The sequence below is a fragment of the Lactobacillus sp. UMNPBX16 genome, from assembly GCF_002553775.1.
Lineage (GTDB): Bacteria > Bacillota > Bacilli > Lactobacillales > Lactobacillaceae > Lactobacillus > Lactobacillus crispatus.
Genome location: NZ_PCYU01000008.1, coordinates 21,923 through 48,362, shown reverse-complemented (window position 1 = coordinate 48,362; position 26,440 = coordinate 21,923). Strand labels below are relative to the sequence as shown.

Sequence of the window (26,440 nt, the reverse complement as noted above, 5' to 3'; positions counted from 1 at the left end):
GGAGAAAAATATGCATACTAAGGGTTTATCAGTTAAAAATGTTGTAGCGATCGGAATTGGATCGGCAATCTATGTTATTTTAGCACGTTTCACATCGATTCCTACGCCTATTCCTAACACAAATATTGAATTAGTCTTTCCTTTTTTGGCTCTTTTTGCGTCAATCTATGGCGCTAAGGTCGGTTTTATTGTCGGCTTTATTGGACATGCTTTGTCTGATTTCATTATGTACGGGCAGACTTGGTGGAGCTGGGTATTAGCTACTGCTGTTTTAGGCTGGATCATCGGTTTAGCGGCCAAACGCTTAGACTTAAAAAATGGTATTTTTGGTATTAAACAAATAATCTTTTTTAATATCATTCAAATTATTGCCAATATTCTCGCCTGGATTGTAGTTGCACCAATCGGTGACATTATCATCTATAGCGAACCTGCTAACAAAGTTTTTGTCCAAGGAATTTCGGCTACGCTTTCTAATGGTATTACAATTATGGTCATTGGCACGCTCCTACTTAAAGCTTATGCTGGAACCAAGATTAAAAAAGGCAGCTTGCGCAAGGAGGATTAAACAATGCCTAAAACAATTATTGAATTCAAAGATTTTTCATTTAAGTATGACAGTCAGGCCGAGCCAACACTAAAACAGATTAATCTAACTATCAAACAAGGTGAAAAATTGTTAATTGCTGGACCATCAGGTTCAGGTAAATCGACCATTGGCCGCTGTATTAACGGCCTAATTCCTAATCTAGATACTGGTGAGATCACCGGTGAATGCACTATTAACGGCAAGAATATTAAAGACACTAACCTATTTGATCTTTCTTTCACCACCTCAACTATCCTACAAGATACTGACAGTCAATTTATCGGCTTAACTGTTGGTGAAGACATTGCTTTTGCTTTGGAAAACGACTGCCAACCACAAAATCATATGAAACAAGTTGTTCATCGCTGGGCTGATGAATTAGGGATTGAGCATTTATTAAAGCAGGCGCCACAAAATCTATCTGGTGGTCAAAAACAAATTGTTGCTCTAGCTGGTGTCATGGTTGATGAATCACCAATTTTACTTTTTGACGAGCCACTTGCTAATTTAGACCCAGCTTCAGGAATGAAAACGATGGCTTTAATTGATCGCATTCAAAAAGAATTAAATGCGACAGTAATCATTATTGAACACCGTCTAGAAGAAGTTTTGAGTCAGCCTATAGATCGCATTATCCTAATTAATGATGGTGAAATTGTAGCTGATAAGAAGCCAAATGATCTATTACATGAGAATTGTTTAGAAGACGTTGATGTTCGTAGTCCTCTTTATTTAAATGCCTTAAAAAAAGCTAACGTCGACTTTACGCGTATTCCCGACCTAACTTCAGTCGCTGCTTTGCCCCAAGATCCTGAAATTGCTAAGCAGTTGCAAGAATGGCAAAACAACATTACCCTAAGTGGTGAAAAAGAAGAGACTCATCCTCTATTAGAACTCAAAGGCGTCGGCCACCGTTATAGTAAATTGCAGATTCATCCTTTACATGACGTTACAGCGACAATCAATCAAGGCGATTTTGTTTCAATAGTCGGTCAAAATGGTGCGGGAAAAACCACCCTTTGTCGAATTATTTGTGGCTTTATCGACAATGAGGGACTTATTTTATTTGATGGTGATAACCTTAAGCAGTTTTCAATCAAAGAGCGTTCCGATAAGATTGGTTATGTCATGCAAGATCCTAACCAGATGATTTCACAAAAAATGATTTTTGACGAAGTAGCTCTAGGCTTGCGTCTACGTGGTTATGATGAGCAGACTATTCGCACTAAGGTCTATGATACTTTGAAAGTTTGTGGTCTTTATCCGTACCGCAACTGGCCAATCTCTGCTTTATCCTTCGGTCAGAAAAAGCGAGTCACAATTGCTGCAATTTTAGTGCTTAATCCTGAGTTATTAATTCTTGATGAACCAACTGCAGGGCAAGATTGGCAAACTTATACTGAGATCATGAACTTTTTAAAACAGCTTAATGATCAAGGCAAAACAATTATGATTATCACTCACGATATGTACTTGCTGATGGAATACACTAACAGATCCCTGGCTTTTGCTGATGGAACACTAATTGCTGACACAGATCCAATCAAGTTATTAACTGAAAAAGCTTTAATTAAAAAGGCTGCTTTGAAGCGAACCTCCTTATATAATCTCGCTATCAAATATCAATTAGAAAATCCAGATAGCTTTGTCCGCGCCTATATTGATGCAGAAAGGGATGAAAAACATGCATAATGAAAGCCAAGTTTTAGGTTATCAACCTGGTGATTCTTTTATTTATCAATTAAACGCAACCACTAAGTTAGTTTTTATGCTCCTAGTCTCGGTTGCTTGTATGGTAACTTATGATACCAGATTCTTAATTGCTATCTGTATTTTATCAATTTTCTTGTTTAAAGAGGCAAAAATTAAGTGGAGTCAGATTTCTTTTATCGTGAAATTTATTGTAGTTTTCATGTTGCTAAATCTGATTTTTGTTTTCATCTTTCAGCCAAGCTATGGTGAAAATATTTATCATTCTAAAAGCATCTTGATCCATGCCGGCTACTTCACATTAACATTGCAAGAGGTATTCTACTTATTCAATCTTTTCTTAAAATATGTCTGCTCAATTCCAATCGTATTGCTGTTTCTATTAACTACTAATCCTAGTCAATTTGCTGCTTCATTAAATAAAATCGGCATTAGTTACAAAATTTCCTATGCTGTTTCTCTAGCTCTACGCTACATCCCAGATATCCAAAATTCTTATTGGGATATCTCAGCTGCCCAACAAGCACGTGGCAATGAACTATCCAAAAAGGCTAGTTTAGGCAAACGAATTAAGGGGACATTGAATATCGTGATGCCTCTTATCTTCTCCAGTTTGGATCGAATCGATACAATTTCAACAGCCATGCAATTACGCCGCTTTGGCTCAAAGAAAAAACGGACCTGGTATGTCACCCAATCATTTAAAAAAGCTGATTATCTTGTAATGATCGCAGCCGTGATTTTGGTATTAATTGTGGTTGGTCTCTGGCAACTTGATCATGGTAGATTTTATAATCCATTTATTTAGACTAAATTAAAAGGACCTAATGGTCCCTTTTTTGTTTTCGATTTTTCTGTTTATGATCATCTTGAGTGACAATCTCAGGTTTCTTAGGAATCGGCGGCGTGATTATTTCATAATTACGCAAACGGTGTTCAAGATAGTCATCTAATCGCTCTTGCGTATTTTCATGTACAATAATCATTAAATCGCCTCACTTTTCATAATTATACCTCAAAAATGTAGGTTAAACAGCGTAATTACTAAGTATGTCATTCCACTAGCAATCACAGGACCTGCAGCTACACCCTTGAAAACCACTACTCCAATAATAGTACCTAAAACTAATGCAACCGTCACCTGTGGCACCGCTGCTAATTGATCAACACCATAACGTGACAAGATAGCTACAGCAATTCCCGCTAAAATGGCAATCCATCCAGCTGGCGACTTAAAAGTTTTAATCAGATCCTTAAAGCCAATCTGTCCTGTCGCAATAGGAACTAGAATTGCAACCGAAATAATAGTTACGCCCCAATTAATCCCCTTTGCTTGAATAGTAGGCAGCCATTTACTAGTAAACGGTAATAATTTAAACACCATTACCACTCCCGTTGCAATAATTAATGACATGTTTTTACCCAATAACGCTACAACTAGCACCAATGCTAGAAATAACCAACTTTCCATATTTATCTCCCCTCAAAAAATCATTAGCATTAGTTCACTTTAACAAAAATATTCATCAAAACAAAATAATGAGTCTAAATAAGTGAAAATCAATCTAATTTGTGTCATAATAAAATTACTCAGAAAAATATATGTATACGCGCACCTCGTTCTTAAAACGAGGTGTTTTTTTACGCAAAGAACCAGTGCAGATATTTCACCTACACTGCTTCTTCTTAGTTGATCGATATTGCAATATGACTTTACTACTGCATCGTAGTTAGAATTTGCAAATATTTATGCTTGAAAATAAAATATTTGCACAAATAATTAAAAAACGTTTCTTGCAAAAATACAACTTAACATTTTAATAAAAACAAAAAGATGCCACTTTCGTGACACCTTTGTGATTACTTATTCATACATTTCGTTTTGAACTAATCCCTAACTTCCTTAATGGTATCAATGATAGTACCATCACGATACTCAACTAAGGCAACCGTACGATCAGTATATTCAAGTGGCTTTGGTACACCAACTTGTTTTTCAGCAATTTTTTGCAATTCATTAATATCCAAGATCTTAAGTCCTGGCACCTTACTAAAGGCATCCACTAAATCCTGGCGAGCTGGATTAATGGCAATTCCTCTTTCAGTTACTAAAACATCAATTGATGAACCTGGAGTAACAATAGTTTCTACTCTTGGAACAACAGTCGCATTACGTCCCCGAACAAGAGGAGCTGTAATAATCGTCATCTTGGCACCAGCTGCGGAATCTTGGTGACCACCGACGGCTCCACGAATGACACCATCTGAGCCAGTCATAACATTAACATTGAAGTCAGTATCGATTTGTAAAGCTGACAAGATTGAAACATCCAAGTTGTTAACCACTGCACCCTTATTATGAGGATCGGCATACCAAGAAGCATCAATTTCTTGTTGATTTTTATTGTTAGACATTGATTGGGCAGCACCCTTATCAAAGTCCTGCACATCCATAACTTTTCTGACCAGACCTTCTTCAAGTAAGTCAGTGGTAGGTTTAGTAATACCACCCAAAGCAAATGATGCAGTAATGCCATCATCAATCATACTTTGACGTAAGTACCTGGTGACAGCTAATGCAGCACCACCAGAACCAGTTTGGAAGCTAAACCCTTGCTTGTAATATGGAGAGTTAATGATTACCTGGTTAACCATTTGAGCAATCTTGAGTTCCTTAGGATCCTTGGTAAAGCGAGTGGCACCAGAACCAATCTTGTCTGGATCTCCGACTTTATCAATTTTAACCACATAATCCACTTGATCTTGCTGAATTGACGCAGGCGTATTTGGATAATCAACAATATTATCAGTTAATAAAACAACCTTATTAGCATAGCGAGCATCCATTAGGGCATAACCCAATGAGCCGAAGACGGCATCCCCATCTTGACCGTTAGCATTACCTGCGGGATCAGATACTGGCACACCCAAGAAGGCAACATCAACCTTAATCTCGCCCTCTTCAATTGAACGAGCACGATTACCATGTGAGCGGAAAATTACAGGATTCTTCAAGCCGCCATGTGAAACAAAATCACCTAGTGAACCGCGCATACCCGAAGAAGTAATATTAGTGATTACTCCCTTTTTAATCGCTTCGATAACTTTATCATTCATAACACCAGTAAGTGAACTTGGAGCCAAGGTTAAATCCTGGTAACCCATACTAATAATCTTGTCCATTACCAAGTTAAAAACATAATCCCCATTTCTAAAATGGTGGTGGAATGAAATAGTCATACCATCTTTCAGGTTATTCTTGATTACCTCATCAAGTGAATCAATAATCTTATTTTGTCCAGTAGTAACTCTTACCTTTGGAGCAACCCGCTTAACTTCAGGATGACCAATTTCAGTAGTTTCAAATGGTTTCAAATTCATTTTTTTCATTAAATCATCTGGTAATTCGCGTTTTACTTTATTCTCCAATGTAGTTACCTTCTTTATCAATCAAGTTAGAAGCTTTCGCTGTTTCCAAAACCCTGGTAGCCTTTTCTACAACTGGCTTATCGATCATCTTACCATTAAGTGAAATAACGCCTGAGCCCTTAGCTTTGGCTTCACGAATGGCATTTTCAACATTCTTAGCTTGCTCAATCTCTTCTTTAGTTGGATTAAAGACCTTATTAACCATTTGAATTTGACGTGGGTTAACCAAACTCTTGCCATCATACCCTAGTTCATGGATATAGTTAGTTTCACGATAGAAGCCTTCAGTATCCTTCATATTTGAGAACACTGTATCAAAGGCATATACGTCTGCGGCCCGAGCTGCTTGTAAAACCATGTTACGCGCAAATTCCAATTCGCGACCATCTGGATAACGATGAGTATGTATATCTGCAGTATAGTCTTCGCCAGATACCGCCAAGCCCATCATTAAAGGCGTTGCGGTTGCAATTTCTGGGGCATTTAAGACACCCTTGGCTGATTCGATGGCAGCCATCACGCCAATAGAACCATTTTCAATGTCAAATTCATCTTCCCAATGTTCGATATCCTTTACCAATTTTTGAATCATTGCAGCTGATTCAGTTTTAGGCAAGCGAATAACGTCAACGCCGGCTTTTACCATTGCCTTAACATCTTCATCGTAAAATGGCGTGTCTTGACCATTAACACGAACTACAATTTCACTGCCACCGAAATCGACTGTCTTAATTGCCTCATAGACCAACATTCTGGCAGCATCTTTTTCCGTTAATGAAACTGAGTCTTCCAAATCAAGCATAATCGAATCTGCACCATAAATGCCAGCATCCTTAATCATAGCTGGATTATTACCAGGTACAAACATCATGGTTCTACGCAAACGATTCTTAACGTATGTCATTTAGAGCACCTCCAAATCTGGCTTGTCTGAAGTTTCGGTTGCACGTTGTGCAGCTGCTAAAGTACGAGCCTTAATTACACAATCCAGTGCTCCCTTATCGGTTGCTTTAACCTTGGCATTTTCTAAGCCATAAGCTTTTAAGGTGTCAGTAATCACCTTTTCAATCTGATCTCCATAGGCCTTTTTTACTTCTGATTCAAGGTCAATCTCAATGCCGTTAGAACCCTTTGAAATCATGATTTGGATATCTGAACTCTCAAGTGTTCCCGCAACTGCTGTGGTTTTAATTTCCATCAATATTCATTCCTTTCTCAATTTTAGACTGCAATTTCTGCATGTTTTGCTTAATAAATTCATAAGTCGTTTCCGGCACGAATTTATTGATCTCTTTTAAATTGCCATCCTTGATCAGCTGTCTAACTTTAGTGGCAGTAACAATTTGACCGTCTTTTTCCAAGCGATCAATTACGATTACTTCAATCTCAGGACCAAGCTCATGCGCTAGGCTAACATTATAAAAGTGAGTCGTTCTTGAAATTGGTTCTTTACCAATATAACGACGGGTAATGTTCAGTCCTGGTGCAATTTGATTCTTAAAGACAGCCGCGTCTATCACCGTTTGTACAGCAATTAAATCGTCAGGTGATTTTAAGAAGTATGCTGGAAAAGTAGCTGGTGAAACCATGTAGTCTCCGCCAGAGATTACTTTCACATTACTAAACTCCTTAGTACCTTCTTGCACCAATTTGAAGCGCTCATCAAAGCTAAACAAAGAAACATCATTAGCCACAACAAAGACATAAACCAAATCGTTTTCTTCACTAGCCATCTTAATCAAATGCTGATGACCCAAGGTAAACGGATTTGCATTCATGACTATTGCAGCGACCTTCTTATGCTCTTGATCTGCTATTTCGGGCACTTCAGCCACAAATTCCTTCACATCAGGCATTCCATTTTCTAAAAAGGCTGCCTGATCCGTCTTGGCTAACAAATTGAAGTGCAAGTGCTCAAAGCTAGTTGCATACTTTGCTTTAGTAAAGACAAAGGAATGGAAAATTCCATCATTAGTCAAATATTGCGTTAAGGCTGTAACCACTTTATTAAAGCGAGCCCCCTGCGTATCGGCATCATTCTTGACTCCGATATACTTTAAGACATTACCAGCCACACTACCAGTACCAACTAAATTGCCTTCCTCATCTTCTAGCCCAATAGTATGATCAATCACATTAACTTCGCGTTCACTAAAATCATTTAACCCCAATGATTCCAACAAGTTTTCCCATTTTTGCCTAGTTGTAGCGTCGTTTAAAAACAAATCAACGACTTTATCCATAAATATGCCGCCTTACTATTTCGGTAATCGTTTTCACAAATATAGTTTACTCTCTTAGTTTGATTATTTCAATTTATCTATTAATTTTTTAAATTTTTCAAAAATTCAGCAATAATCTCATGCGTTTTTTCTGGTTGCTCAGCCTGAGGCAAATGCCCACATTCCGGTACAATCGCCGTTTGAACATCTTGATTCAGCATTTTTATCGCTTGGGTAAATTCTGGATTAAAAAATGGCGATTTTTCCCCAGCAATTACCAGCATGGGAACCGGCGTATCCAAAATCATGTCACGCCAATCTTGCTCCGCATGTTCAACTAAACAGTTATAGTTTTCGGCTGGATCATATGGGAATTCTTGATATTCCTTTTTAGCAGCCAAAAACATTTTTTCATCAATGTGATGGTAAAAAGCCTTGCCAAAATCAAATTTAAGCATGTCAGGATAATTATCCCAAGTTAGGTCTTTAAAGCCATACTTCCAGCTCTTATCCGCAATCATCTTTGGTGACTGGTCTAAATCAACCATTGCCTTTAGTCTACCTTTGCCATAAATCGACAAATATGCCCAAATATTGGCAGCCCCCATGGAATTTCCAATAGCTACTACATCATGCAAATTGAGCTTAACTAATAGCTCCTCTAAGTCAACTGCATGACGACTAATCCGCTGTCCACGATAGGTTCGTTCGGACTGTCCTTGATTGCGTGGATCAAGCATAATAAAACGATAATCATTTTTAAATAAGGCAATTAAATCTTGCCACATTTGACAAGATCCCCCTATACCTGGGATCCCAATCAAAGCAGGCTTATCTTCATCCCCCGTATCGGTATAATGCAAAATTACATCGTCATTAGTTTTAAATTTCATCTTTAATCTTCTTTCATTTTGATTACTCAATTCTATTATGACGCAAAAAAAGCAACCTGGTGATTCCAGATTGCTTATTTTTTACCATAAACCAATAATCTTCATCCAAAGAACTCCGACAGTTCCAAAAATAATCATATAGATTAATCCAAGGACAAAATTCATCTTCCACCATTCACCTTGTTTAACATAGCCAGTAGTAGCCAAAATTGAGGCAGGACCATTAGCATAGTGAGTGGTTGATGCGTTGATTGCACCAGTAAAGGCTAAAAGCATTGCGGAAAGGCCTAAAGGAGCACCAGTTGCAACCGCAACAGACAAGAATGGCAAATAAAGAGCAGTCATATGTGCAGTTCCACTTGCAAAGAAGTAGTGGGTGTAGAACAAAAGCAAAACTAGAATTGCCAATACAAAGCCCCAGCTAACACCATGAAGACCATTTTGAACTAATTTGGAGAACCAATCAATAAATCCGTATGAAATCAGCTTACCAGCCATGAACATCAGGATAGAAAGCCAAATCAAGATATTCCAAGCACCAGTTTCTTTCAGAGCATCCTGCATTGTTAACACACCGGTAGTCATCAAAATAGTTACAGCCAGGAAGGCAACAAAAGTCGCATCTAATTGTGGGATCTTAAAGAAACCAGACAAAACCCATAAAACAATTGAAAGAATGAAGACTGACATCATAATTTTTTCTGGAGTTGACATTGGTCCCATTTTTGCTAATTTTTCATCAGCCCATTTCTTAGCATCTGGAGTTTCTTTAGTCTCAGGTGGGTACATCTTGTAAATAACAAATGGAATGATTACTGCCAATACAGCAACAGGTACGATTGCAGTGAAAAACCAACCTGCCCAAGACATTTGATAGCCCTTTTGTGCGGCTAATTGTTGAGCCACCATGTTAGGAGCAGCACCGGTAATAAACAAAGCCGTTGATAAAATATTGGCATGAAAGGCAGTAAAGTCAATGTAGGCACCAATCTTTTTACGAGAAGCATCATCTGGCTTAGAATCGTAGCCTTCTTTTGAAACAGATTCAACAACTGGCCAAACGACCCCACCCGTACGAGCTGAGTTCGATGGAATTAAGGCACCGAGAATTAATTCCAATCCAGTAATCGCATAACCAATACCCAATGACTTCTTACCAAATTTTTGAATCATAATATAGGCAATACGGTTACCTAGACCTGTTTTACTAATACCATGAGCCATAATGAAGGCCATAGCGATTAACCATGCAGCAGAGTTACCAAATGAACTAAGCACGCCTTGATTAACTACCATACCTTTTGCATTTGTAACGTCCTTCATTGGTGCTAAGCCAACTAAAACAGTTACTACCAAGCCAGCTAAGGTTGTACCACCAATTGGCAAAGGTTTTGTAATACACCCTACAATTGTGGCAACGAAAACGGCAAACATTTGCCATGCCTGAACCGAAAGGCCACTTGGGCGCCATGGAGTAATACACCACAATACAATTCCAACGATCAAAGGCCAAATAAAGCCTTTATAATTCACTTTTTCTAAAGTTTTCATAAGAATCCCCTATTCTCTATGGACGATACACATCATCAATGATGTCAAAGCCTTTATCTGCTAAGCTTTTATCTACCCAACTTAAATCAACTTCTCCTTTGCTAAAGGCAATTGCTTTAGCCTCATCCTGCTCATGAAAAGCTTGTGCCTTAGGCAAAATCTCAGGAGCATCTTTACGTGGAATACAAATTACTCCATCAGCATCCCCTAAAATCACATCACCTGGGTTAACACTAACATTCCCACAAGCAACAGGTACATTTATTTCACCAGGTCCTTCTTTATATGGTCCACCTGGGGTAGTACTGGTTGCATAAATCGGCAGTTTCCAATTTCTTAAATTATCAATATCACGAATTGGGCCACCAATTACAATACCTGCAATTTTCTTTTGATCGCGTAAGTAAGACATCATTACCTCACCAATCAAAGATCTAGTGTTATCACCCTCGTCGTCGATGACAATCACATCGCCTGGCTGGCAATACTTTAAAGCCGCATAAATTGCTAAGTTGTCACCCGCCCTGGTGTGAACCGTAAATGCGGGACCAACCATTTCCTCATCAGGATTCGACATTAACTTAATTCTAGGATTCATAGCACAATTTCGTTCCATGCAATCCGCGGTATTAGAAGCTGGGATCTTTTTAAAACCAGCTACAACTTTTGGATCAGGCATTTGCCTCTTTAAATAAATTCTTTTTCCTACAGGCATAGAGTAGCTCTCCCCTCTTTATGCTCCCTAATCTATCTTGTTATTGTTAAACAAGCCTTTTTATAAAAACTAAAACTCATCACAACTCACAATTAGTATTATACACTTATCAATAGATTAAGCGGTTACAAATTTTGAATTATTTTGATTTTTTGCTTATTTTTTGAATTATTTAAACTCAAATAATTATGCAAAAAAAGAGAACTGGCTAATTAAACCAGATCTCTTTACTTGATCTTTGTTATTTTGATCTTATTCACCAAAGTTTTCCCAAGGCATTACATCGATTGCAGGTTGATCAAGCAACTCTTGCAATTCTTTTGGTAAAAATTCTTTCTTCACAATCACATCGTAAACATATTGTTCAAACCAAGCTTGACTCATTTCGTAGAAGCCCTTGTGACCAAACTTGTCGCCCCATGAGTTTTCAACCTTCCACTTACGGATATGACCGTTGTCTTCATCAACACCGACTAAAGTCATATCGTGAGTAGCAAAGCCCTCACCAGTATTCAAACGATCAGCCTTGCTCATTTGCGTATCAACGTCAAATAATTGGTCAGTCTTGTACAATTCAGTATCCAAAAAGCCAGTTTTTCTTTCCATTTGCTTTAAAACGTCATTACCAAAGCTGACTGCTTCACCTGCCTTAAGTTGCGCCACTGCAGCTTGAGCTAAATATTCAATTGGTACATTCAAATACTTAACTTGATCACCACCAGCAACATTATCATAAAGTGGCAAATGGTAAACTTTGTTGTATTCATGATTAGGGATGTTGGACAAAGCAACATAATCATCGAAATTAAAGCTCTTGAAATACTTTTGGACAAAAGCTTGTGGTGTCAGATCACGTTCCAAGTGATATTTCTTATCATCATCACGATATTCTAAGTCAAATTTCTTTGGTGGTTCACCCAAGGCTACAGAAACCATGCGATAAATCTCGTTCAAGAATTCCTTCTTAGTTTTTTCTGCTTCATCCTTCTTACCTTCACTGACTAATTTACGCAAAACAAGCGCATCTTTTCGTTCCTTGCGAGCCAAGTTCTCAGCCAAAGCAGTAGTATTATTGGTATTAAAACTCTCTGGCATTGCGTATGAAGGTACTACACCATATTTTTTAACTAAGTTAATGGCCATGGTCCAAAGACCACCATCTTCACCAGCAAATTCAAGCCATGCTTGGACATGACGATCAGTCAAAGGTTTATCTGCTAAACGAATAATTGCATTGTAAAAAGCGTTAGCACGTTCAATCTTGTCCCAGAAGAAATTATAAGCTTGTGAGAACGTAAAATCCTTGACCTTGTTTTCCTTGCCAAAGTAGTGGCGCAAAACATTCAAAGTAGTGAATTCCCAGCAACGACCAGAATGCTTCTGATCAGTTACACCGCCAATATCAAGTTCAGTTGAAAAGACATGGTTAAGTCGTTCTGATACGCGGTCATTAAATGAAGCTTCAAGCAAACCACTACGACGAGCAGCACGAGAAGCTACTTTATTCTCAGGATTAGAATTAAAGCTTTCAGAAAAGCCTTCAATTTCTTGTTGTGAAATAACTGTCATGATATACCTCGTTAATTCTTATCTTTTAATTTTTTTATTAATCTTTTCTTATATAATACTATTTTCTAGCTTTTTTGTCATTAAGAAAAAGTCCTAGTTTTTGACAACTAGGGCTTTTAATAAAATTAATGATCAATTAAAGGTTTATACCTGACAAAACTTCTTGCATCTTGTCTGCTGAGTTAATCATCTTAGCATGCTCAGTATCGGAAAGCTTAGTTTCAATTACCTTTTCGATCCCTTCACCGTTAATAACGGTTGGGGTACCTAAGTAAAGATCATGCTTAATACCGTATTCACCATTAATCGGAGCTGAAAGTGGCAAACAAATTGCACGATTGTCCAAAATAGCTGAGACAATTTGAGTAAGCATCATTGCAACACCGTAGAATGTAGCACCTTTGTTGGCAATGATCTTGCCACCCTTCTTACGCACATCGGTCTCAATTTCTGCTAGAACATCATCGTTGATTTCTGAGTAATCACGGAGTGCCTTACCTGCAACTGTTGATTCATCAAAGTTTTCAAAACTAGTATCACCGTGTTCACCAAGAACCATTGAGTTAACCTTAGCAACTGGGACATTCAAACGCTTTGAAAGTTCAACACGAAGACGCATTGAATCAAGTGAAGTACCAGTACCAATTACACGGTTCTTAGGGAAACCAGACAACTTTTGGGTCAAAGTCGTCAAAATGTCAACTGGGTTTGCGGAAACAACAAAGACACCATTAAATCCTGATTCAACTACTGGCTTAACAATACTTTCCAAAATCTTAACGTTCTTGTTAACCAAGTCAAGTCTAGTTTCACCTGGCTTACGAGGAACACCAGCAGTGATCACACAAACGTCAGCATCTTTAGCATCACTATAATCGGCTGCAGGATGAATATTGGTTTGACCCATAAATGGCGTAATATCTTCAAGGTCCATTGAATCACCAACAGGACGATCCTTAGCTACATCAAAAATTGCTAATTCATCAACAATTGTATTTTGCAATAAGTCATTTGCAAAAGTTGAACCAACAGCACCATCACCAACAAGAAATACTTTTCTACTCATAAGTTAAATTAGTCCTTTCAAATGTTTATAAACTGTTTTTTATCTACATGATTAATTATACACTAAGCGCTTTCATTAGACACGATTTATTCCATAATTATAAATTATAATATCCCATCAAAATCTCGCCAGTGTTATTATTTCTATCGAAAAAGAGCAGTTAACCAACCGCTCTCTTTACATAATCTTTCTTATATTATTTACTTTCACGAACATATTTAGCCATCTGAATACCTGCTTGACGACCAAAAATAACTGTTTCGGCAATTGAGTTACCACCAATTCGATTATTTCCATGAAGTCCGCCAGATACTTCACCAGCTGCAAATAATCCATCAATTACATTACCATTAGTATCAAGTACTTGAGTTTCAGTATTAATATGAATACCACCCATAGTATAGTGAATTGCTGGATGAACATGAATTGCAAAGTATGGACCACGATCAAGTTCACGATCCATCCCAGTCGTTCTGCCAAATTCTTTATCCTTACCAGTTGTAACGGACTTATTCCAAGCGGCAATGGTCTTTTCTAAGTTGGCACCATTTACGCCAATTTTTTTAGCTAAATCAGCCAAATCAGTACCATGTTCTACTAAACCAATCTGGTCATAAAACTCAACTGCAGCAAAATGAGCCCGTACACCTGAGTCAAAAATCAAGTATGCCCCATCTTCATGCAAATTAGTAATTGCACTAGAAACAATCTTTCGTGTACTTAATTCATTAACAAAACGTTGACCATTCTTGTTAACTAAGATAGCACCTTCACCGCGCAGACCTTCACCAATTAAATAAACATGCGGATTATCAGTATCTGCAGTTGGGTGAACCTGAATGAAGTTCATTTGCATTAGTTGAGCATCAAGTGCTTCAGCAAGCTTCAGTCCATCGCCTGTAGCCCCTGGCTGATTAGTAGTCTTATAGTCAACTAAGTCTGGACGATACTTCTTAATGATATCCTTGGAAGCACCAAAGCCACCAGTAGCTAAAAGAACCACCTTAGCTTTAACTGTTTTAATGCCATCTGGTGTCTCAACTTCAACACCATTAACGCGCTTCTTAGCATCTTGCAACAACTTGGTAACTTTAGCACCAGTAAAGATGTCAATACCCGCTTTTTTCACCTGTGTTGTCATTCGTGAAGTTAGATAAAATCCAACTGGTTCCATTGAAGCAGGACGGTGAGCACGTTTCTTACTCATCCCTCCTGTAATGGTCAAATCAGTTAAACGAATACCATATTTCATCAACCATGAAATAGCTAAAGCAGAGTGGTTAACAAAGTACTTCAACATGGCACGGTCATTTAATAAACCTCCACCTTTTAAAGTTTCTTCATAGAAGTCACGGTTATTATCAATGATCCCTTCGTCAAGCTGAACCAAAGATTCAGAAGCGTTCATTCCACTTGAAGCACGACTAGTGTTACCACCAGTTTTCTCATTTTTTTCAAGCACAACAACATTTAGATCTAGTTCATGAGCTTGAAGTGCAGCAGTCAGACCTGCTCCGCCTGAGCCAACAACGATAGCATCATATTTATTCTTTAATTCTTTTGTATTTGGCATTTCTTACTTTCCCTATTCTTCTGGAGTAGACTTATCAACATTAGTCATTTGCATATAGTCCATCCATTCATCATATTGTTCTTCAGTAACTTTACCACTCTTCAAAGCAGCTTCTCTTAAAGTAGTGCCTTCTTTATCAGCAGTTTGCGCAATCTTAGCAGCAGCATGATAGCCAATATGTGGCGACAAGGCAGTAACGGTCATTAATGAATTCTCAAGTAATTCATCCATTCTTTCTTCATTAACCGTTAAGCCATGAATCATTTTATCAGCAAAACCAGTAATTGTACCAGTTAAAATATCACAACTATCTAAGAATGATGCAATGATGACTGTCTTGAAGACGTTCATTTCAAAATTACCTTGACTAGAAGCAAAGGTAATGGTGGTGTCATTACCAAATACTTTAGCAGCAGCCATTGTCACAGCCTCTGCCTGAGTTGGGTTAACTTTACCTGGCATAATACTTGAACCTGGCTCATTTGCTGGAATATTTAATTCATGGTAGCCCGCTCTCGGACCTGAAGCAAGTAAACGAATATCTTGCGCAATCTTAAACATATCAGCAGCCAATGTTTTAAGGGCACCATGAACCACATCAAGACCTGAATGGTGAGCTAAGCCCCAGAATTTATTAGTTTTAACTTCAAATTTATGACCATAGACTTCTGATAATTTACCAGCAATTTTTTCGGTCATTCCCGGTGCTGCATTCAAGCCAGTCCCTACAGCAGTCCCACCAATAGCTAATTCGTAGAGAGTTGGCTTCAATTCACGAATATATGATAAGTCATGTTTAAGAGCAGAAATATAGCCAGATAATTCTTGACCAAAAGTCAAAGGCGTTGCGTCTTGTAAGTGGGTTCGACCAACTTTAACAGTCTTCCAATATTTCTTTTCTTTAACAACTAATTCATCAATTAAGTGTTGAATTGCTGGTTCCAACTTGTCCAATGCTTCAACGGCAACAATATTCATTGCAGTTGGATAAGTATCATTAGATGATTGACCACGGTTAACATCATCATTAGGCAAAATATCTAAACCTGGGTGCAATTTATTAGCCAAGTTAGCTACAACTTCGTTAACGTTCATGTTGCTTTGAGTACCTGAACCGGTTTGCAAAACATGAAGTGGGAAGTCCTTACGCAAGTCAGTATCGCTTAAAGCTAGCAAATGATCAATTGCATCTTCAATTGCTTCGCCTTTTTCTTTTGGTTCATCGCCAACTTCAACGTTACTTTCTGCAGCTGCCTTCTTTAAGTGTAAAAATGCTCGAATAATTTGCAATGGCATCAATTCACCACTTGGGAAGTTATTGCGGCTTCTTTCAGTTTGAGGGCCCCATAAAGCATTTTTAGGGATCTTAACTGGACCAATAGTGTCACTTTCAACACGGTATTCTTCTTCGCTCATATTATATTCCTCCTTATTAAGCTCTATAAGGTTTGCGTTAATTATCAATCACCATTTATAATACCTGTAAAGGCTTTCTTTTTCAATTTCATTCCAAAAAAAGACCCAGGATTTTTCCTGGATCATAGTTTTATCTAGACTGGTGATTCATTCTTTTAGCAAAGAAGTCACCAATGATTTGAACGATAAAAATCAAAATAATTACTAATACAGTAGCTACTAAAGTAACATCATTATTGAATCGGTTATAACCGTATGAAATAGCGGTATTACCTAAACCACCGGCACCTACAGCACCAGCCATTGCAGTCAAACCAATCAAAGAAATAATCGTCACCGTCGAAACACGAATCAGTTCTGAGCGAGATTCTCTTAAATAAACATCAAAGATAATATCACGCGTAGTTGAGCCCAAACTTTCTGCGGCTTCAACCTTACCTGGGTCAACACTTTCTAAAGCAACTTGCACCTGACGAGCATAAAATGGAAATACGCCTAAAGTTAATGGTACTAAGGCTGCCTTCATTCCGATCTGTGTACCTACAATTTTTTGAGTAACTGGTGCAACAAAGGCAAGCAGGATAATGAACGGAATCGCTCTGAAGATTGAAACTAGCTTATCTGAGAAATTGTACCAGAATTTATTGGGCCGAATCCCGCCATCCTTAGTTAAAACTAAAATCACGCCAAAGATAATACCAAGAATGCCACCAAAGATAGCTGACCAAAAAGTCATAAATAAGGTCTGAAAAATACTAGTGCCCCAGCCAGCGTCTCCGCCCCAGCCAAGTTGAACAACATTGGGTAAATATTTACTTAAGAAACTAATCATGATATACATTCCCCTTTTCATCTAAACGTGTAAATGTCACATTTTGCTTAGCCAAAAATTCTTGTGTTTGCTTTTGCTTAGCTGGATCGCCTTTCACCAATACCACCAAAGTACCAATTGGCTCTTCATTCAAAAGTTCAACATTCCCATAAAGCATTGAAACTTCTACGCCAATTTGCTTATACAATTCAATAATGATTGATTTAGTCACATTAGCTACGCTGTAAACTAATTGATAAATTGCTTCATTTTTGCCAAGCTTATCAAGCGCCAATGAATTCAAAGTAGAAATCGCTTCAAGTGATCCACCAACAAACTTCTTGGTTAAATCCTGCTTAGGATGTAAGAAGACATCTCGCAAACTGCCGTCTTCAATCACATTGCCGTGTTCCATGACGGCGACCTTAGTGGCAATCTTCTTAACAGCATCCATTTCGTGCGTGATTAAGATGACCGTTAAGTGGAACTTTTTGTTCAAACGCTTAAGCAGGTCCAAGATTTGTTGCGTATTTTGTGGGTCCAAGGCACTGGTTGCTTCATCAGAGATCAAAATATCTGGATTATTAGCCAAAGCTCTAGCAATCGCTACTCTTTGTTGTTGCCCACCAGATAATTCAGCTGGATAAAAGTCAGCCTTATCTTTTAAGTCAACCAGATCAAGCAGTTCCAATGACCGTTTTTCTAATTCCTCATCACTCAACTTTTCATGTTTTAAGGCAAAGGCTACATTTTCTAATACAGTCGTTTCATTTAATAGGTTAAAACCCTGGAAGATCATTCCGATGTTTCTGCGCTTTAATTGCAATTCTTTATTAGAAATCACCTGCTTGCCATCTTTAACAAATTCAGTGCCATCAACGGTAATACTACCGGCAGTTGGTTTTTGTAAAAGATTGACCGTTCTAACTAAAGTTGACTTGCCGGCACCAGAGAAGCCTACAATTCCATAAATGTCGCCTTTTTCAATGGAAAGAGAAACATTATTCACTGCTTTAACTGGTTCGCCCTTCTTCTGAGGGAAGGCCACTTCTACATTTTTTAATTCAACAATACTCATTTTTGATCCTCCTTACTTCAACTTAACGTCCCAGGCTGCAATTTGCGTATTGCCATAGTATTTCTTAGTTAGCTTCTTAGTTTCTGCAGTTTGGTAAGCCATGACGACATCTTGGTAAAGCTTGTCCTTTTGTTTGCCTTGTTTGACACAAAGAATGTTAATCCATTGTTTTGAATCTTTGTTAATTGGTTCAATGTAAATCGTTTGCTTATCAGTCAAGCCAGCAGGACCAGCATAATCATTATTTACTACAGAAGCGTCAACTGAATTCAATACTCGACCAGTTTGTTCAGCACCGATTTCCTTAATCTTGTAGTTATTTGGATTGCTGGTGATATCAGCTACAGTAACTAAGGTCTTACCCTTCTTCAACTTAATTAAGCCGGCATTTTTCAAAACAAACAGTGCTCTTGATTCGTTAGTAGCATCGTTAGGCACTGCAATCGTGGCACCATCAGGTAAGTCACTCAATTTATGATACTTGCGTGAATAAAGTCTGATCGGTGCGATGTAGGTTCTACCAATGGCGACAACGCCACCGTGATTTGCCTTATTCCAATCCTTTAAGAAGGCATAGTGTTGAAAAGCATTCATGTCAATATCGCCCGACTTCAAGGCCTTGTTAGGTTGGTTGTAATCCGTAAAGTTCTTAGTTTTTAAGGTAATACCATATTTTTCCTTAGCCGTTTTAGCAATTGACTTCCAAATTGCGGCTTCGGCTTTACTTTCCCCAACGATTCCGACTGTAACAGTTTTTTCCTGATTTTGACTGGGAATTCCTGGACCAAAACTAAACCAACCTGCAATCACGATCAGTATCCCAATGATCGTCCAAATAATGGTATTTCTTCTTCTCCGTTTTCTCATAAAATACATTCCTACTTTGATAAAAATAAAAAAGCACCCATCCCAAAAGGACGAGTGCTCGCGTTACCACCTTTAATTCGCTGATCACTTACGTAATCAACCTCACTGGCTATCAAAAAATAGCCTGCACTGTTAACGGATGCAGCCCCGCCGATAGCTAAATATCACCACCGGTCATCGTTCCAAACCCATATTCACTAGCTCCTATTTGCCAACTTTCACCACCACGCTGGCTCTCTTTATCAATAGAAGTTCTAGTTACTCAGTCCTTCAAGATGTTGTTTTCTTGATTTGTTATAAATAAGTTATCATCTTCTTTTAATCTAGTCAACATCTTTTTTAATTTTTATTAGATAAAAGCGATTTCATTGTATAATTAGGATATAGTTAAATAATTTATTTTTGCTAAGGAGAAAAAATGAAGAAAAATCGCTTTCGAAGTTTTGCTCTCTCATTAGCTGCAGCAATTGGATTCATTTCTTTTGCTAATACTAATGTCCCATGCAACAATCAAACCGTCTATGCTGTTTCAGATAAAGCATTAGTCAATTTGAAATACCACAACAAAGAAATTGTGACCGTTGATCATGATCAGCCGCAGTTTTCTAAGAGTACATTGAGCAAGAAAAAAGGTCCATGGCAAAAATATAGCCAATTAGATTATTTGAACCGAGCTCATGCTGCTAATGCTTTACTAAATAAAAGATTAATGCCACATAGTCAGCGTGCGGCTTTAACTTGGAATCCGACCGGCTGGCATAATAAACGAATCGCTAGTGGTTGGTTGTATAATCGGTGCCATCTAATCGGCTATCAGTTGACTGGTCAAAACAACAATCCACGCAATTTGATTACCGGTACGCGTGAATTAAATGATCCGGATATGCTTAAATATGAAAATGAGGTTGCTGAATATTTACGTAGTTCGAGCAAAAACTATGTCCGCTATCGGGTTACTCCAATATTTAAAGGGAATGACCTATTAGCTAACGGCGTTGAAATGGAAGCCGAAGCAACTAGCAAAAACGGGCCTCGCTTTAATGTCTACATTTTTAATGAGCAACCTGGTATGTTGCTTAATTACAAGACCGGTACTTCTAAGGTTAAACATGGGTCTAGTACTATTGCTGAACATGTAAAATCTAGAAAACGATCCACTTCTCGAGTAACCAAGAAACGAACCATTCACCATATCAAAGGTACTGTATCCACTGCAGAACACCGAGTCGTTGGCAATCGTCGCAGTAAGATCTACCATGTAATGAATGGGCAAAATTATCATATGTCATCAGCTAATGCAGTTTACTTCAACAGTGAAGCTGCCGCACAAGCTGCTGGATATCGAAAATCATTAAGGTAGTAAAAAAGTCAGAGCAAAACTCTGGCTTTTTCATTATCTTCTTATTTCACATTATTTTTGCCACGATCATATGCTTCCTTGAATTCCGCAAAAGTCATGTTCTTTCCTTTTTGATCAAAGACAACCAACACTTCGGCGACTCCATCCAAAATTTTAGATAACCATCTAAAGATAGTCACTGCCGCACAGAATAAGACCGCCAAAATAAATAATGATTTGTTATTAAGCATTGTCAATGAGAACAATCTTGGGAAAAAGATAGTTGAGCCAATAATACAGATAACTGATAAGCCCATAACAGCAAGTCTAAATTTGTTTATTGGTGCCGAAATATGATACATCACCATAAAACCAACTAAGACTAGCAACATAGTCGCTGTCGTGCCTACCTGACCATGATCAAGTGAGATAGAGGCCCCTGCAATGACTAAAATTGCAACTGCCAGCCAATCTGTTAAGCCCCCTGGAATTGCCCGAGCTAAAACATTTGGCATAAACTTTCCACGAATTCGCTTGTGATTGCTTTCTAAGGCCAATAAAAACGACGGCAAGCCAATTGTAAATGCAGAGATCAATGTGATCTGGGCTGGCTGCAGCGGATAATTGATTGTCATAATCAAAGAGAAGATGGCCATCAAGAATGAAAAAATGTTTTTCACCAAGAACAAGCTGGCTGAACGTTGAATGTTATTAACTACTTGCCTGCCTTGGTTCACCACTAACAGCATTTTAGCAAAATTAGAATCGAGCAAAACCACTTGTGAAGCTTGCACTGCAGCACTATTACCAGAAGCCATAGCGATTGAGCAATCCGCCTTTTTCATCGCTAAAATATCGTTAACTCCGTCACCAGTCATGGCTACGGTATTACCTTGATTTTGCAAAGCAACGACAAACTTTCGCTTTTGATCAGGCTTAACCCGGCCAAAGACATTATAGTTTTGCACGGCCTGCTCATATTCACCATCTTTAATGGTTTGCGCATCGATATACTTATCTGCCCCATTAATTCCAGCTTGCTTAGCTACTCGAGCAACGGTTACCGGATTATCCCCAGAAATAACCTTGATATCAACACCTTGCTGGTTAAAATATTGAAAAGTTGACTTGGCTTCTTTACGAATTGGATTCGACAATAAAATATAACCGAGAACTTGTACATTTTCCTTTAAGGCGGAATTATCTTCAGTTAATACGCCAGGATAATTAGCCGCAATCAACACCCGGTAGCCTTCTGCCGCATATTTTTCAAATTCAGTTTGATATTGCGCAAATTGATCACGCAAAACCATTTCAGGCGCACCAATTAAAGTTGTCTGATTGCCAAAAATTACACCAGAATATTTATTGACTGAGGTAAAAGGCAAAACGCTATCCGCCGTTTTGGTTCCATCTTTAAAATAGGCTTGAATCGCCTTCATCGTCGCGTTATCAGCTGGCATGTTTTTAGCAAAATCCGCAATGATGCTACTTAAATCACCAGTAAAATTCTTGCTACTAACAGCTTTTTCTACGGCCATCTTCGGTTCGGTAATTGTTCCCGTTTTATCTACACAAAGGACATTTACTCGGGCTAAAGTTTCAACACTCTTCATATCGTGCAGCATTACTTCTTGTCGCGCTAATCGCATAGCAGCTAGAGCTAAGGCAATCGTAGTCAATAAATATAGCCCTTCTGGAATCATCCCAATTAAAGCAGCTTCCATGGAAGTGATACTACGCTTGAGTCCAATATTATTCAAAAAGAAACTCTGACTAAATAGGGCAATTCCCACCGGAATAATGATGATGCCGACCCATTTAACCAGACGATTGATTGAACGCACCATTTCAGATTGTTCAACACTGCCCATTGCCTTTGCTTTGATCGTTAATTTAGAAATATATGAGTCTTTACCCACTTTTTCTAAGACGGCATAAGCCTTACCAGAAACTACAAAAGAACCTGACATTAATTCTGCGTCTTTAGTCTTAGTGATTTCATCAGATTCACCTGTCAACAAGGCTTCATTAACCCGCAGCTCACCTGAGATTACCCGCGCATCAGCTGGAATCTGGTCACCAGTTTGTAAAAGAATGACATCATCTTGAACCAATTTTTCGATGGGAATTTTTTCTTCTTGCCCATCACGCACCGCGATAATTTCCGTCGCATTCATCACGTTTAACTTGCTTAAAACTTTTTTAGCACGAAGCTCCTGCACAATACCGATAATCGTGTTTAAAACAATCACTGGTAAAAAAGTCAGATCGTTCCAGGCACCAACAAACACCAATAGCACAGCCAAAATAGCAAAAATCAAGTTAAAATAAGTAAAGACATTTTCTCGAATTATTTGAGTAGCTGTTTTGGACTGGTCATCAATGGCTTGATTAACCTGTCCATTTTGAATTCTTTGATCAACTTCAGCTTGAGTTAATCCCGTTATTTGTTTATCTGTCATAATTTTCTGTCCTATACTGAAAATACTTTCATCCATTATAGCGAAAAATAAAAAAGCCACGCAACTCTGCGAGACTTTTTAACAATTATTTATTTTTTCTATGATAAGTTAAAAAAGTATAGTCATACTTGTTCTTTTCATCATGATGATGCTCTTCGCGACTAACTAATTCAAAATCATCATAGTTAATCGCTGGCATCACTGTATCAGTTTTAAAATTAGCTTTGATCTCTGTTTTTTCTAAAAGATCAACTTGATCAAGTAACGCCCTAAAGATTGAAACTCCACCAATTGCACAGATTTCTTCAGTCTGATGTTGACGAAGATATTCATTTAATTCAGCTAATGTGGACACAATCTTCACTTGCTCATTACCCGCATATTTTTGCTTTAATTCTTGACGATGAGTTAAAACAATATGTTTTCTCTCTGGTAACAAGTGAGGCAAACTCGCAAAGGTTTTTCGCCCCATGATGATCGGATGACCTATAGTCTTTTCCTTAAAATGCTTCAAGTCAGCCGGCAGATGCCAAGGCAAATGGCCATCGATGCCAATACCATGCTGCTGATCTTCAGCCCAAACAAAACTTAACATTGAGACCTCCTAAACTGCAACCGGTGCCTTGATCGTGCCATGGTGCTGATAATTCAGCAATTTGATATCTTTCATTTCAAAGTCTTCAATGTGCTTTTTTTCAGGATTAAGCCACAATTCAGGTGAATCATATGGCGTCCGACTCAGCAATTCCTTTACTTGGCTAAAGTGGTTGCGATAAATATGTGCATCCCCTAAAGTATGTACAAATTCACCCACTTTTAAGCCGGTTTCACGCGCAATCATGTTCAAGAGCAGCGAATATGAAGCAATATTAAATGGCACGCCTAAAAACATATCACCACTTCTTTGATAAAGCTGCACGCTAATTTTGCCATCGACTACATAAAATTGGAACATGACATGGCATGGTGGCAAAGCACTAGTTGGCACATCTTCCGGATTCCAGGCCGTGACAATCATTCTACGAGAATCTGGCGTTTCCTTAATTTGCTTAATCACGTCAGCAATTTGATCGATAAAACCGCCTGTCCGCTTTTCCCAATGACGCCATTGTGCCCCATAGACATCACCTAAGTTGCCATATTTCTGGGCAAAAGCAGGATCATCAAGAATGCGCTGATTAAATTTCCTCATTTCTGCTTGATAAACTTGATTAAATTCTGGATCACTTTGACTACGCAAACCAAAATTAGTCATGTCAGGACCCTGATATTCAGGACTTTGAACCCAATTTTTGAAGGCCCATTCATCCCAAATATGATTGTTATGCTCTAGCAAAAAGCGAATATTGGTATCGCCCCGTAAGAACCACAACAATTCACTTTTAATCAAACCAAATGGCACCTTTTTAGTCGTTAAAAGTGGAAAGCCCTGTGTCAAATCAAAACGCATTTGGGCACCAAAATATGATCTAGTTCCAGTACCAGTTCGATCATCCTTGTCATGTCCTTCAGTCATAATTTTTTCTAACAAATCCAAATATGGTTGTTCAAGAATTGCCATTATCTTCACCTTTCAAAAAACATTTCTTCTAACATACCATAGATCTTGTATGTTGGATAATGAAAAACCATAGATTTAGTATTTCATACAAAAAATAAAAAGGTGAATAATCACCTTAATTATTTTTCTTAAATTCACTTTTATGTCTGACTAAGTAGACAATTGTTGCCACAATCAAGACTAGTGCCCCAGCGATAACTGAAATTCTTGTATCAGGATTGATAAACATAAAAATCACAATCAGTATTAACATTGCAAAGGCAAAATAATTCGAGAATGGATACAAAGGCAACTTGAATGGATGATCTTGCATCGCTTCTTTGTTATGCCGTCTAAATCTTAATTCAGCTAATAAAATCACAAACCAAGGAATCATTCCTGGTAAAACAGATGAACTGAAGACAATTACAAATAAATCACTAGCTGAATGATTAAATTGCGAAGCAATTACATTCAAAACAAAACCAATAAAAATACCACCAGAAATGCCCATAATTGCCCGATCGGGTACAATTCGCTTAGAAATATGCTTAAAAATACCAGGAGCTTCATGATCATGTGACAGTTTAAACAGCATTCTACTTGAAGAATAAATTCCTGAATTAGCTCCAGAAAGAGCCGCTGTTAAAACAACGAAGTTAATTATTGAAGCAGCCGCAGTAATCCCTACTTTAGCGAAAGTCGTTACAAATGGTGAACCTAGGCTGTCTAATTTATCCCAAGGATAAATCGTTACAATGACAAAAATTGCTCCGACATAGAAAATTAGAATTCTAAACAAAACTGACTTAACACTTTTAACGATTGCCTCTTGTGGATTAGCTACTTCTCCAGCAGAAATACCTAATAACTCGATTCCTTCATATGAACCAACAATGATTGACATTGAAAAGAAAAATCCTTTTATTCCACCAGTAAAGAAACCACCGTGAGACCATAAATTGCTAAAGCCAGTTGGATGTCCCCCATTACCAACGCCAAAGAAAATAACAATAAAGCCTAAAATAATCATTAGAATAATTGTTACTACTTTGATCATGGCAAACCAAAATTCTAATGAAGCATAGGCTTTAGCACTAGCTAAGTTGGCCAAAAGCAGAAAGGCAATAATAATTATGCCCGACCACAATGCTGAAATATTTGGCCACCAATACTTCAGATATTCAGTTGCCGCGACTACTTCGGACATTCCTACTACAATATATTCAAAGACATTGGCCCACATCGCTAAATAGCCGGCTAAGGGATGTACATATTCTGTTGCATAATCAGCAAATGAACCTGTCCCTGGATTGATATAAAGCATCTCACCTAATGCCCGCATTACAATATATAAAATCAACCCTACAAACATGTAGGCTAATAATACTGACGGACCGGTCCATTTAATAGTCGAGGTTGACCCCATAAACAAACCAACACCGATAGCACCGCCAAGAGAGATCATCTCCATTTGGCCTGCTGTCATTGTTCGTTTGAGTTGAGGAGCTTTAGATTTTTTATTCAATTTTCACAACTCCAATAATTAATCTATCCTAATTAATAACCCGCAATTAATTTACTGGTTAAATCACCATTTTGTCAAG

Annotated in this window: 24 protein-coding genes and 1 other annotated feature; of the genes, 4 read left to right on the top strand and 20 right to left on the bottom strand. The window is 38.1% G+C overall.

Going from position 1 to position 26,440, the window contains the following annotated elements; translation table 11 throughout:
- Positions 1 to 10: 10 nt before the first annotated feature.
- Genes CP367_RS01880 through CP367_RS01870 form a run of 3 tightly spaced genes read left to right on the top strand, consistent with a single transcriptional unit; the run spans position 11 to position 3,107 of the window.
- The gene (locus CP367_RS01880; RefSeq protein ID WP_005720320.1) at positions 11 to 568 is read left to right on the top strand and encodes an ECF-type riboflavin transporter substrate-binding protein; all 558 of its coding nucleotides are present in this window, start codon (positions 11 to 13) and stop codon (positions 566 to 568) included.
- Between the two features lie 3 nt (positions 569 to 571).
- Entirely contained in the window at positions 572 to 2,281 is a 1,710-nt protein-coding gene (locus CP367_RS01875) for an ABC transporter ATP-binding protein (RefSeq protein ID WP_089145918.1), read from the top strand.
- Positions 2,274 to 3,107, top strand: a complete 834-nt coding sequence (locus tag CP367_RS01870) for an energy-coupling factor transporter transmembrane protein EcfT (RefSeq protein WP_005722925.1) — start codon at positions 2,274 to 2,276, stop codon at positions 3,105 to 3,107. Before CP367_RS01875 ends, CP367_RS01870 begins: the two co-directional genes overlap by 8 nt.
- Before the next feature lie 16 nt (positions 3,108 to 3,123).
- Here CP367_RS01870 and CP367_RS10825 read toward each other — a convergent pair whose 3' ends face one another.
- From CP367_RS10825 to CP367_RS01795, 16 genes are all read right to left on the bottom strand, one after another.
- A complete protein-coding gene (locus tag CP367_RS10825) occupies positions 3,124 to 3,285 on the bottom strand; it encodes a hypothetical protein (protein WP_005720315.1) in 162 nt (53 codons plus the stop codon).
- Between the two features lie 29 nt (positions 3,286 to 3,314).
- Positions 3,315 to 3,770 carry a DUF441 domain-containing protein gene (locus CP367_RS01865; RefSeq protein ID WP_005722922.1) on the bottom strand — a complete coding sequence of 152 codons (456 nt, stop codon included), beginning with the start codon at positions 3,768 to 3,770 and terminating at the stop codon, positions 3,315 to 3,317.
- Positions 3,771 to 4,186: 416 nt separating this feature from the next.
- Positions 4,187 to 5,728, bottom strand: a complete 1,542-nt coding sequence (citF, locus tag CP367_RS01860) for a citrate lyase subunit alpha (RefSeq protein ID WP_089145919.1) — start codon at positions 5,726 to 5,728, stop codon at positions 4,187 to 4,189.
- Positions 5,718 to 6,632: an aldolase/citrate lyase family protein gene (locus CP367_RS01855; protein ID WP_089145920.1), complete on the bottom strand. Its 915-nt coding sequence runs from the start codon at positions 6,630 to 6,632 to the stop codon at positions 5,718 to 5,720. Before CP367_RS01855 ends, citF begins: the two co-directional genes overlap by 11 nt.
- The gene (gene citD / locus CP367_RS01850; protein WP_005720311.1) at positions 6,633 to 6,926 is read right to left on the bottom strand and encodes a citrate lyase acyl carrier protein; all 294 of its coding nucleotides are present in this window, start codon (positions 6,924 to 6,926) and stop codon (positions 6,633 to 6,635) included.
- Positions 6,916 to 7,971 (bottom strand): [citrate (pro-3S)-lyase] ligase, encoded by a 1,056-nt coding sequence (gene citC / locus CP367_RS01845; RefSeq protein ID WP_013086263.1) that lies wholly within the window; start codon positions 7,969 to 7,971, stop codon positions 6,916 to 6,918. Before citC ends, citD begins: the two co-directional genes overlap by 11 nt.
- Before the next feature lie 80 nt (positions 7,972 to 8,051).
- Complete coding sequence (locus CP367_RS01840; protein ID WP_065990885.1) at positions 8,052 to 8,843, bottom strand: alpha/beta fold hydrolase; 792 nt, start codon at positions 8,841 to 8,843, stop codon at positions 8,052 to 8,054.
- Between the two features lie 81 nt (positions 8,844 to 8,924).
- Complete coding sequence (locus tag CP367_RS01835; RefSeq protein ID WP_089145921.1) at positions 8,925 to 10,394, bottom strand: DASS family sodium-coupled anion symporter; 1,470 nt, start codon at positions 10,392 to 10,394, stop codon at positions 8,925 to 8,927.
- A 16-nt stretch (positions 10,395 to 10,410) separates the two neighbouring features.
- The gene (locus CP367_RS01830) at positions 10,411 to 11,109 is read right to left on the bottom strand and encodes an RraA family protein (RefSeq protein WP_005720304.1); all 699 of its coding nucleotides are present in this window, start codon (positions 11,107 to 11,109) and stop codon (positions 10,411 to 10,413) included.
- Between the two features lie 252 nt (positions 11,110 to 11,361).
- Complete coding sequence (locus CP367_RS01825; protein ID WP_065990884.1) at positions 11,362 to 12,678, bottom strand: C1 family peptidase; 1,317 nt, start codon at positions 12,676 to 12,678, stop codon at positions 11,362 to 11,364.
- 136 nt (positions 12,679 to 12,814) lie between these two features.
- Complete coding sequence (locus CP367_RS01820) at positions 12,815 to 13,744, bottom strand: L-lactate dehydrogenase (protein ID WP_005720302.1); 930 nt, start codon at positions 13,742 to 13,744, stop codon at positions 12,815 to 12,817.
- A 196-nt stretch (positions 13,745 to 13,940) separates the two neighbouring features.
- Entirely contained in the window at positions 13,941 to 15,317 is a 1,377-nt protein-coding gene (locus CP367_RS01815; RefSeq protein ID WP_089147745.1) for a flavocytochrome c, read from the bottom strand.
- Between the two features lie 12 nt (positions 15,318 to 15,329).
- Positions 15,330 to 16,733, bottom strand: coding sequence for a class II fumarate hydratase (locus tag CP367_RS01810; RefSeq protein WP_005722356.1), 1,404 nt, complete (start codon positions 16,731 to 16,733; stop codon positions 15,330 to 15,332).
- Between the two features lie 130 nt (positions 16,734 to 16,863).
- Positions 16,864 to 17,565, bottom strand: coding sequence for a methionine ABC transporter permease (locus CP367_RS01805; RefSeq protein ID WP_089145923.1), 702 nt, complete (start codon positions 17,563 to 17,565; stop codon positions 16,864 to 16,866).
- Positions 17,558 to 18,622, bottom strand: coding sequence for a methionine ABC transporter ATP-binding protein (locus CP367_RS01800; RefSeq protein WP_005720297.1), 1,065 nt, complete (start codon positions 18,620 to 18,622; stop codon positions 17,558 to 17,560). The genes CP367_RS01805 and CP367_RS01800 overlap by 8 nt, the downstream gene beginning before the upstream one ends.
- Before the next feature lie 12 nt (positions 18,623 to 18,634).
- Positions 18,635 to 19,489 carry a MetQ/NlpA family ABC transporter substrate-binding protein gene (locus CP367_RS01795; RefSeq protein WP_089145935.1) on the bottom strand — a complete coding sequence of 285 codons (855 nt, stop codon included), beginning with the start codon at positions 19,487 to 19,489 and terminating at the stop codon, positions 18,635 to 18,637.
- 43 nt (positions 19,490 to 19,532) lie between these two features.
- Positions 19,533 to 19,772 (bottom strand) — a binding site (T-box leader).
- Positions 19,773 to 19,907: 135 nt separating this feature from the next.
- Between CP367_RS01795 and CP367_RS01790 the strand changes: the two genes are divergently transcribed.
- Positions 19,908 to 20,849, top strand: a complete 942-nt coding sequence (locus CP367_RS01790; protein WP_005720295.1) for a DNA/RNA non-specific endonuclease — start codon at positions 19,908 to 19,910, stop codon at positions 20,847 to 20,849.
- A 41-nt stretch (positions 20,850 to 20,890) separates the two neighbouring features.
- On the opposite strand, the gene CP367_RS01785 is transcribed toward CP367_RS01790, so the two are convergent.
- From CP367_RS01785 to CP367_RS01770, 4 genes are all read right to left on the bottom strand, one after another.
- Complete coding sequence (locus tag CP367_RS01785; protein ID WP_089150838.1) at positions 20,891 to 23,293, bottom strand: HAD-IC family P-type ATPase; 2,403 nt, start codon at positions 23,291 to 23,293, stop codon at positions 20,891 to 20,893.
- Positions 23,294 to 23,378: 85 nt separating this feature from the next.
- Complete coding sequence (locus CP367_RS01780; RefSeq protein WP_005722894.1) at positions 23,379 to 23,888, bottom strand: dihydrofolate reductase; 510 nt, start codon at positions 23,886 to 23,888, stop codon at positions 23,379 to 23,381.
- 9 nt (positions 23,889 to 23,897) lie between these two features.
- Positions 23,898 to 24,854: a thymidylate synthase gene (locus tag CP367_RS01775; RefSeq protein WP_089145925.1), complete on the bottom strand. Its 957-nt coding sequence runs from the start codon at positions 24,852 to 24,854 to the stop codon at positions 23,898 to 23,900.
- 115 nt (positions 24,855 to 24,969) lie between these two features.
- Positions 24,970 to 26,361, bottom strand: coding sequence for an amino acid permease (locus CP367_RS01770; protein ID WP_057727064.1), 1,392 nt, complete (start codon positions 26,359 to 26,361; stop codon positions 24,970 to 24,972).
- Positions 26,362 to 26,440 lie beyond the last annotated feature (79 nt).

What these genes read in the sequence shown, in the direction of transcription:
- CP367_RS01800 (WP_005720297.1), bottom strand. Translation starts at nt 18,622, where the DNA reads ATGAGTATTGTTGAATTAAAAAATGTAGAAGTGGCCTTCCCTCAGAAG.
- CP367_RS01880 (WP_005720320.1), top strand. Translation starts at nt 11, where the DNA reads ATGCATACTAAGGGTTTATCAGTTAAAAATGTTGTAGCGATCGGAATT.
- CP367_RS01870 (WP_005722925.1), top strand. Translation starts at nt 2,274, where the DNA reads ATGCATAATGAAAGCCAAGTTTTAGGTTATCAACCTGGTGATTCTTTT.
- citD (WP_005720311.1), bottom strand. Translation starts at nt 6,926, where the DNA reads ATGGAAATTAAAACCACAGCAGTTGCGGGAACACTTGAGAGTTCAGAT.
- CP367_RS01835 (WP_089145921.1), bottom strand. Translation starts at nt 10,394, where the DNA reads ATGAAAACTTTAGAAAAAGTGAATTATAAAGGCTTTATTTGGCCTTTG.
- CP367_RS01830 (WP_005720304.1), bottom strand. Translation starts at nt 11,109, where the DNA reads ATGCCTGTAGGAAAAAGAATTTATTTAAAGAGGCAAATGCCTGATCCA.
- citC (WP_013086263.1), bottom strand. Translation starts at nt 7,971, where the DNA reads ATGGATAAAGTCGTTGATTTGTTTTTAAACGACGCTACAACTAGGCAA.
- CP367_RS01775 (WP_089145925.1), bottom strand. Translation starts at nt 24,854, where the DNA reads ATGGCAATTCTTGAACAACCATATTTGGATTTGTTAGAAAAAATTATG.
- CP367_RS01825 (WP_065990884.1), bottom strand. Translation starts at nt 12,678, where the DNA reads ATGACAGTTATTTCACAACAAGAAATTGAAGGCTTTTCTGAAAGCTTT.
- CP367_RS10825 (WP_005720315.1), bottom strand. Translation starts at nt 3,285, where the DNA reads ATGATTATTGTACATGAAAATACGCAAGAGCGATTAGATGACTATCTT.
- CP367_RS01790 (WP_005720295.1), top strand. Translation starts at nt 19,908, where the DNA reads ATGAAGAAAAATCGCTTTCGAAGTTTTGCTCTCTCATTAGCTGCAGCA.
- CP367_RS01780 (WP_005722894.1), bottom strand. Translation starts at nt 23,888, where the DNA reads ATGTTAAGTTTTGTTTGGGCTGAAGATCAGCAGCATGGTATTGGCATC.
- CP367_RS01820 (WP_005720302.1), bottom strand. Translation starts at nt 13,744, where the DNA reads ATGAGTAGAAAAGTATTTCTTGTTGGTGATGGTGCTGTTGGTTCAACT.
- CP367_RS01785 (WP_089150838.1), bottom strand. Translation starts at nt 23,293, where the DNA reads ATGACAGATAAACAAATAACGGGATTAACTCAAGCTGAAGTTGATCAA.
- CP367_RS01865 (WP_005722922.1), bottom strand. Translation starts at nt 3,770, where the DNA reads ATGGAAAGTTGGTTATTTCTAGCATTGGTGCTAGTTGTAGCGTTATTG.
- CP367_RS01840 (WP_065990885.1), bottom strand. Translation starts at nt 8,843, where the DNA reads ATGAAATTTAAAACTAATGACGATGTAATTTTGCATTATACCGATACG.
- CP367_RS01805 (WP_089145923.1), bottom strand. Translation starts at nt 17,565, where the DNA reads ATGATTAGTTTCTTAAGTAAATATTTACCCAATGTTGTTCAACTTGGC.
- CP367_RS01815 (WP_089147745.1), bottom strand. Translation starts at nt 15,317, where the DNA reads ATGCCAAATACAAAAGAATTAAAGAATAAATATGATGCTATCGTTGTT.
- CP367_RS01875 (WP_089145918.1), top strand. Translation starts at nt 572, where the DNA reads ATGCCTAAAACAATTATTGAATTCAAAGATTTTTCATTTAAGTATGAC.
- CP367_RS01810 (WP_005722356.1), bottom strand. Translation starts at nt 16,733, where the DNA reads ATGAGCGAAGAAGAATACCGTGTTGAAAGTGACACTATTGGTCCAGTT.
- CP367_RS01795 (WP_089145935.1), bottom strand. Translation starts at nt 19,489, where the DNA reads ATGAGAAAACGGAGAAGAAGAAATACCATTATTTGGACGATCATTGGG.
- CP367_RS01855 (WP_089145920.1), bottom strand. Translation starts at nt 6,632, where the DNA reads ATGACATACGTTAAGAATCGTTTGCGTAGAACCATGATGTTTGTACCT.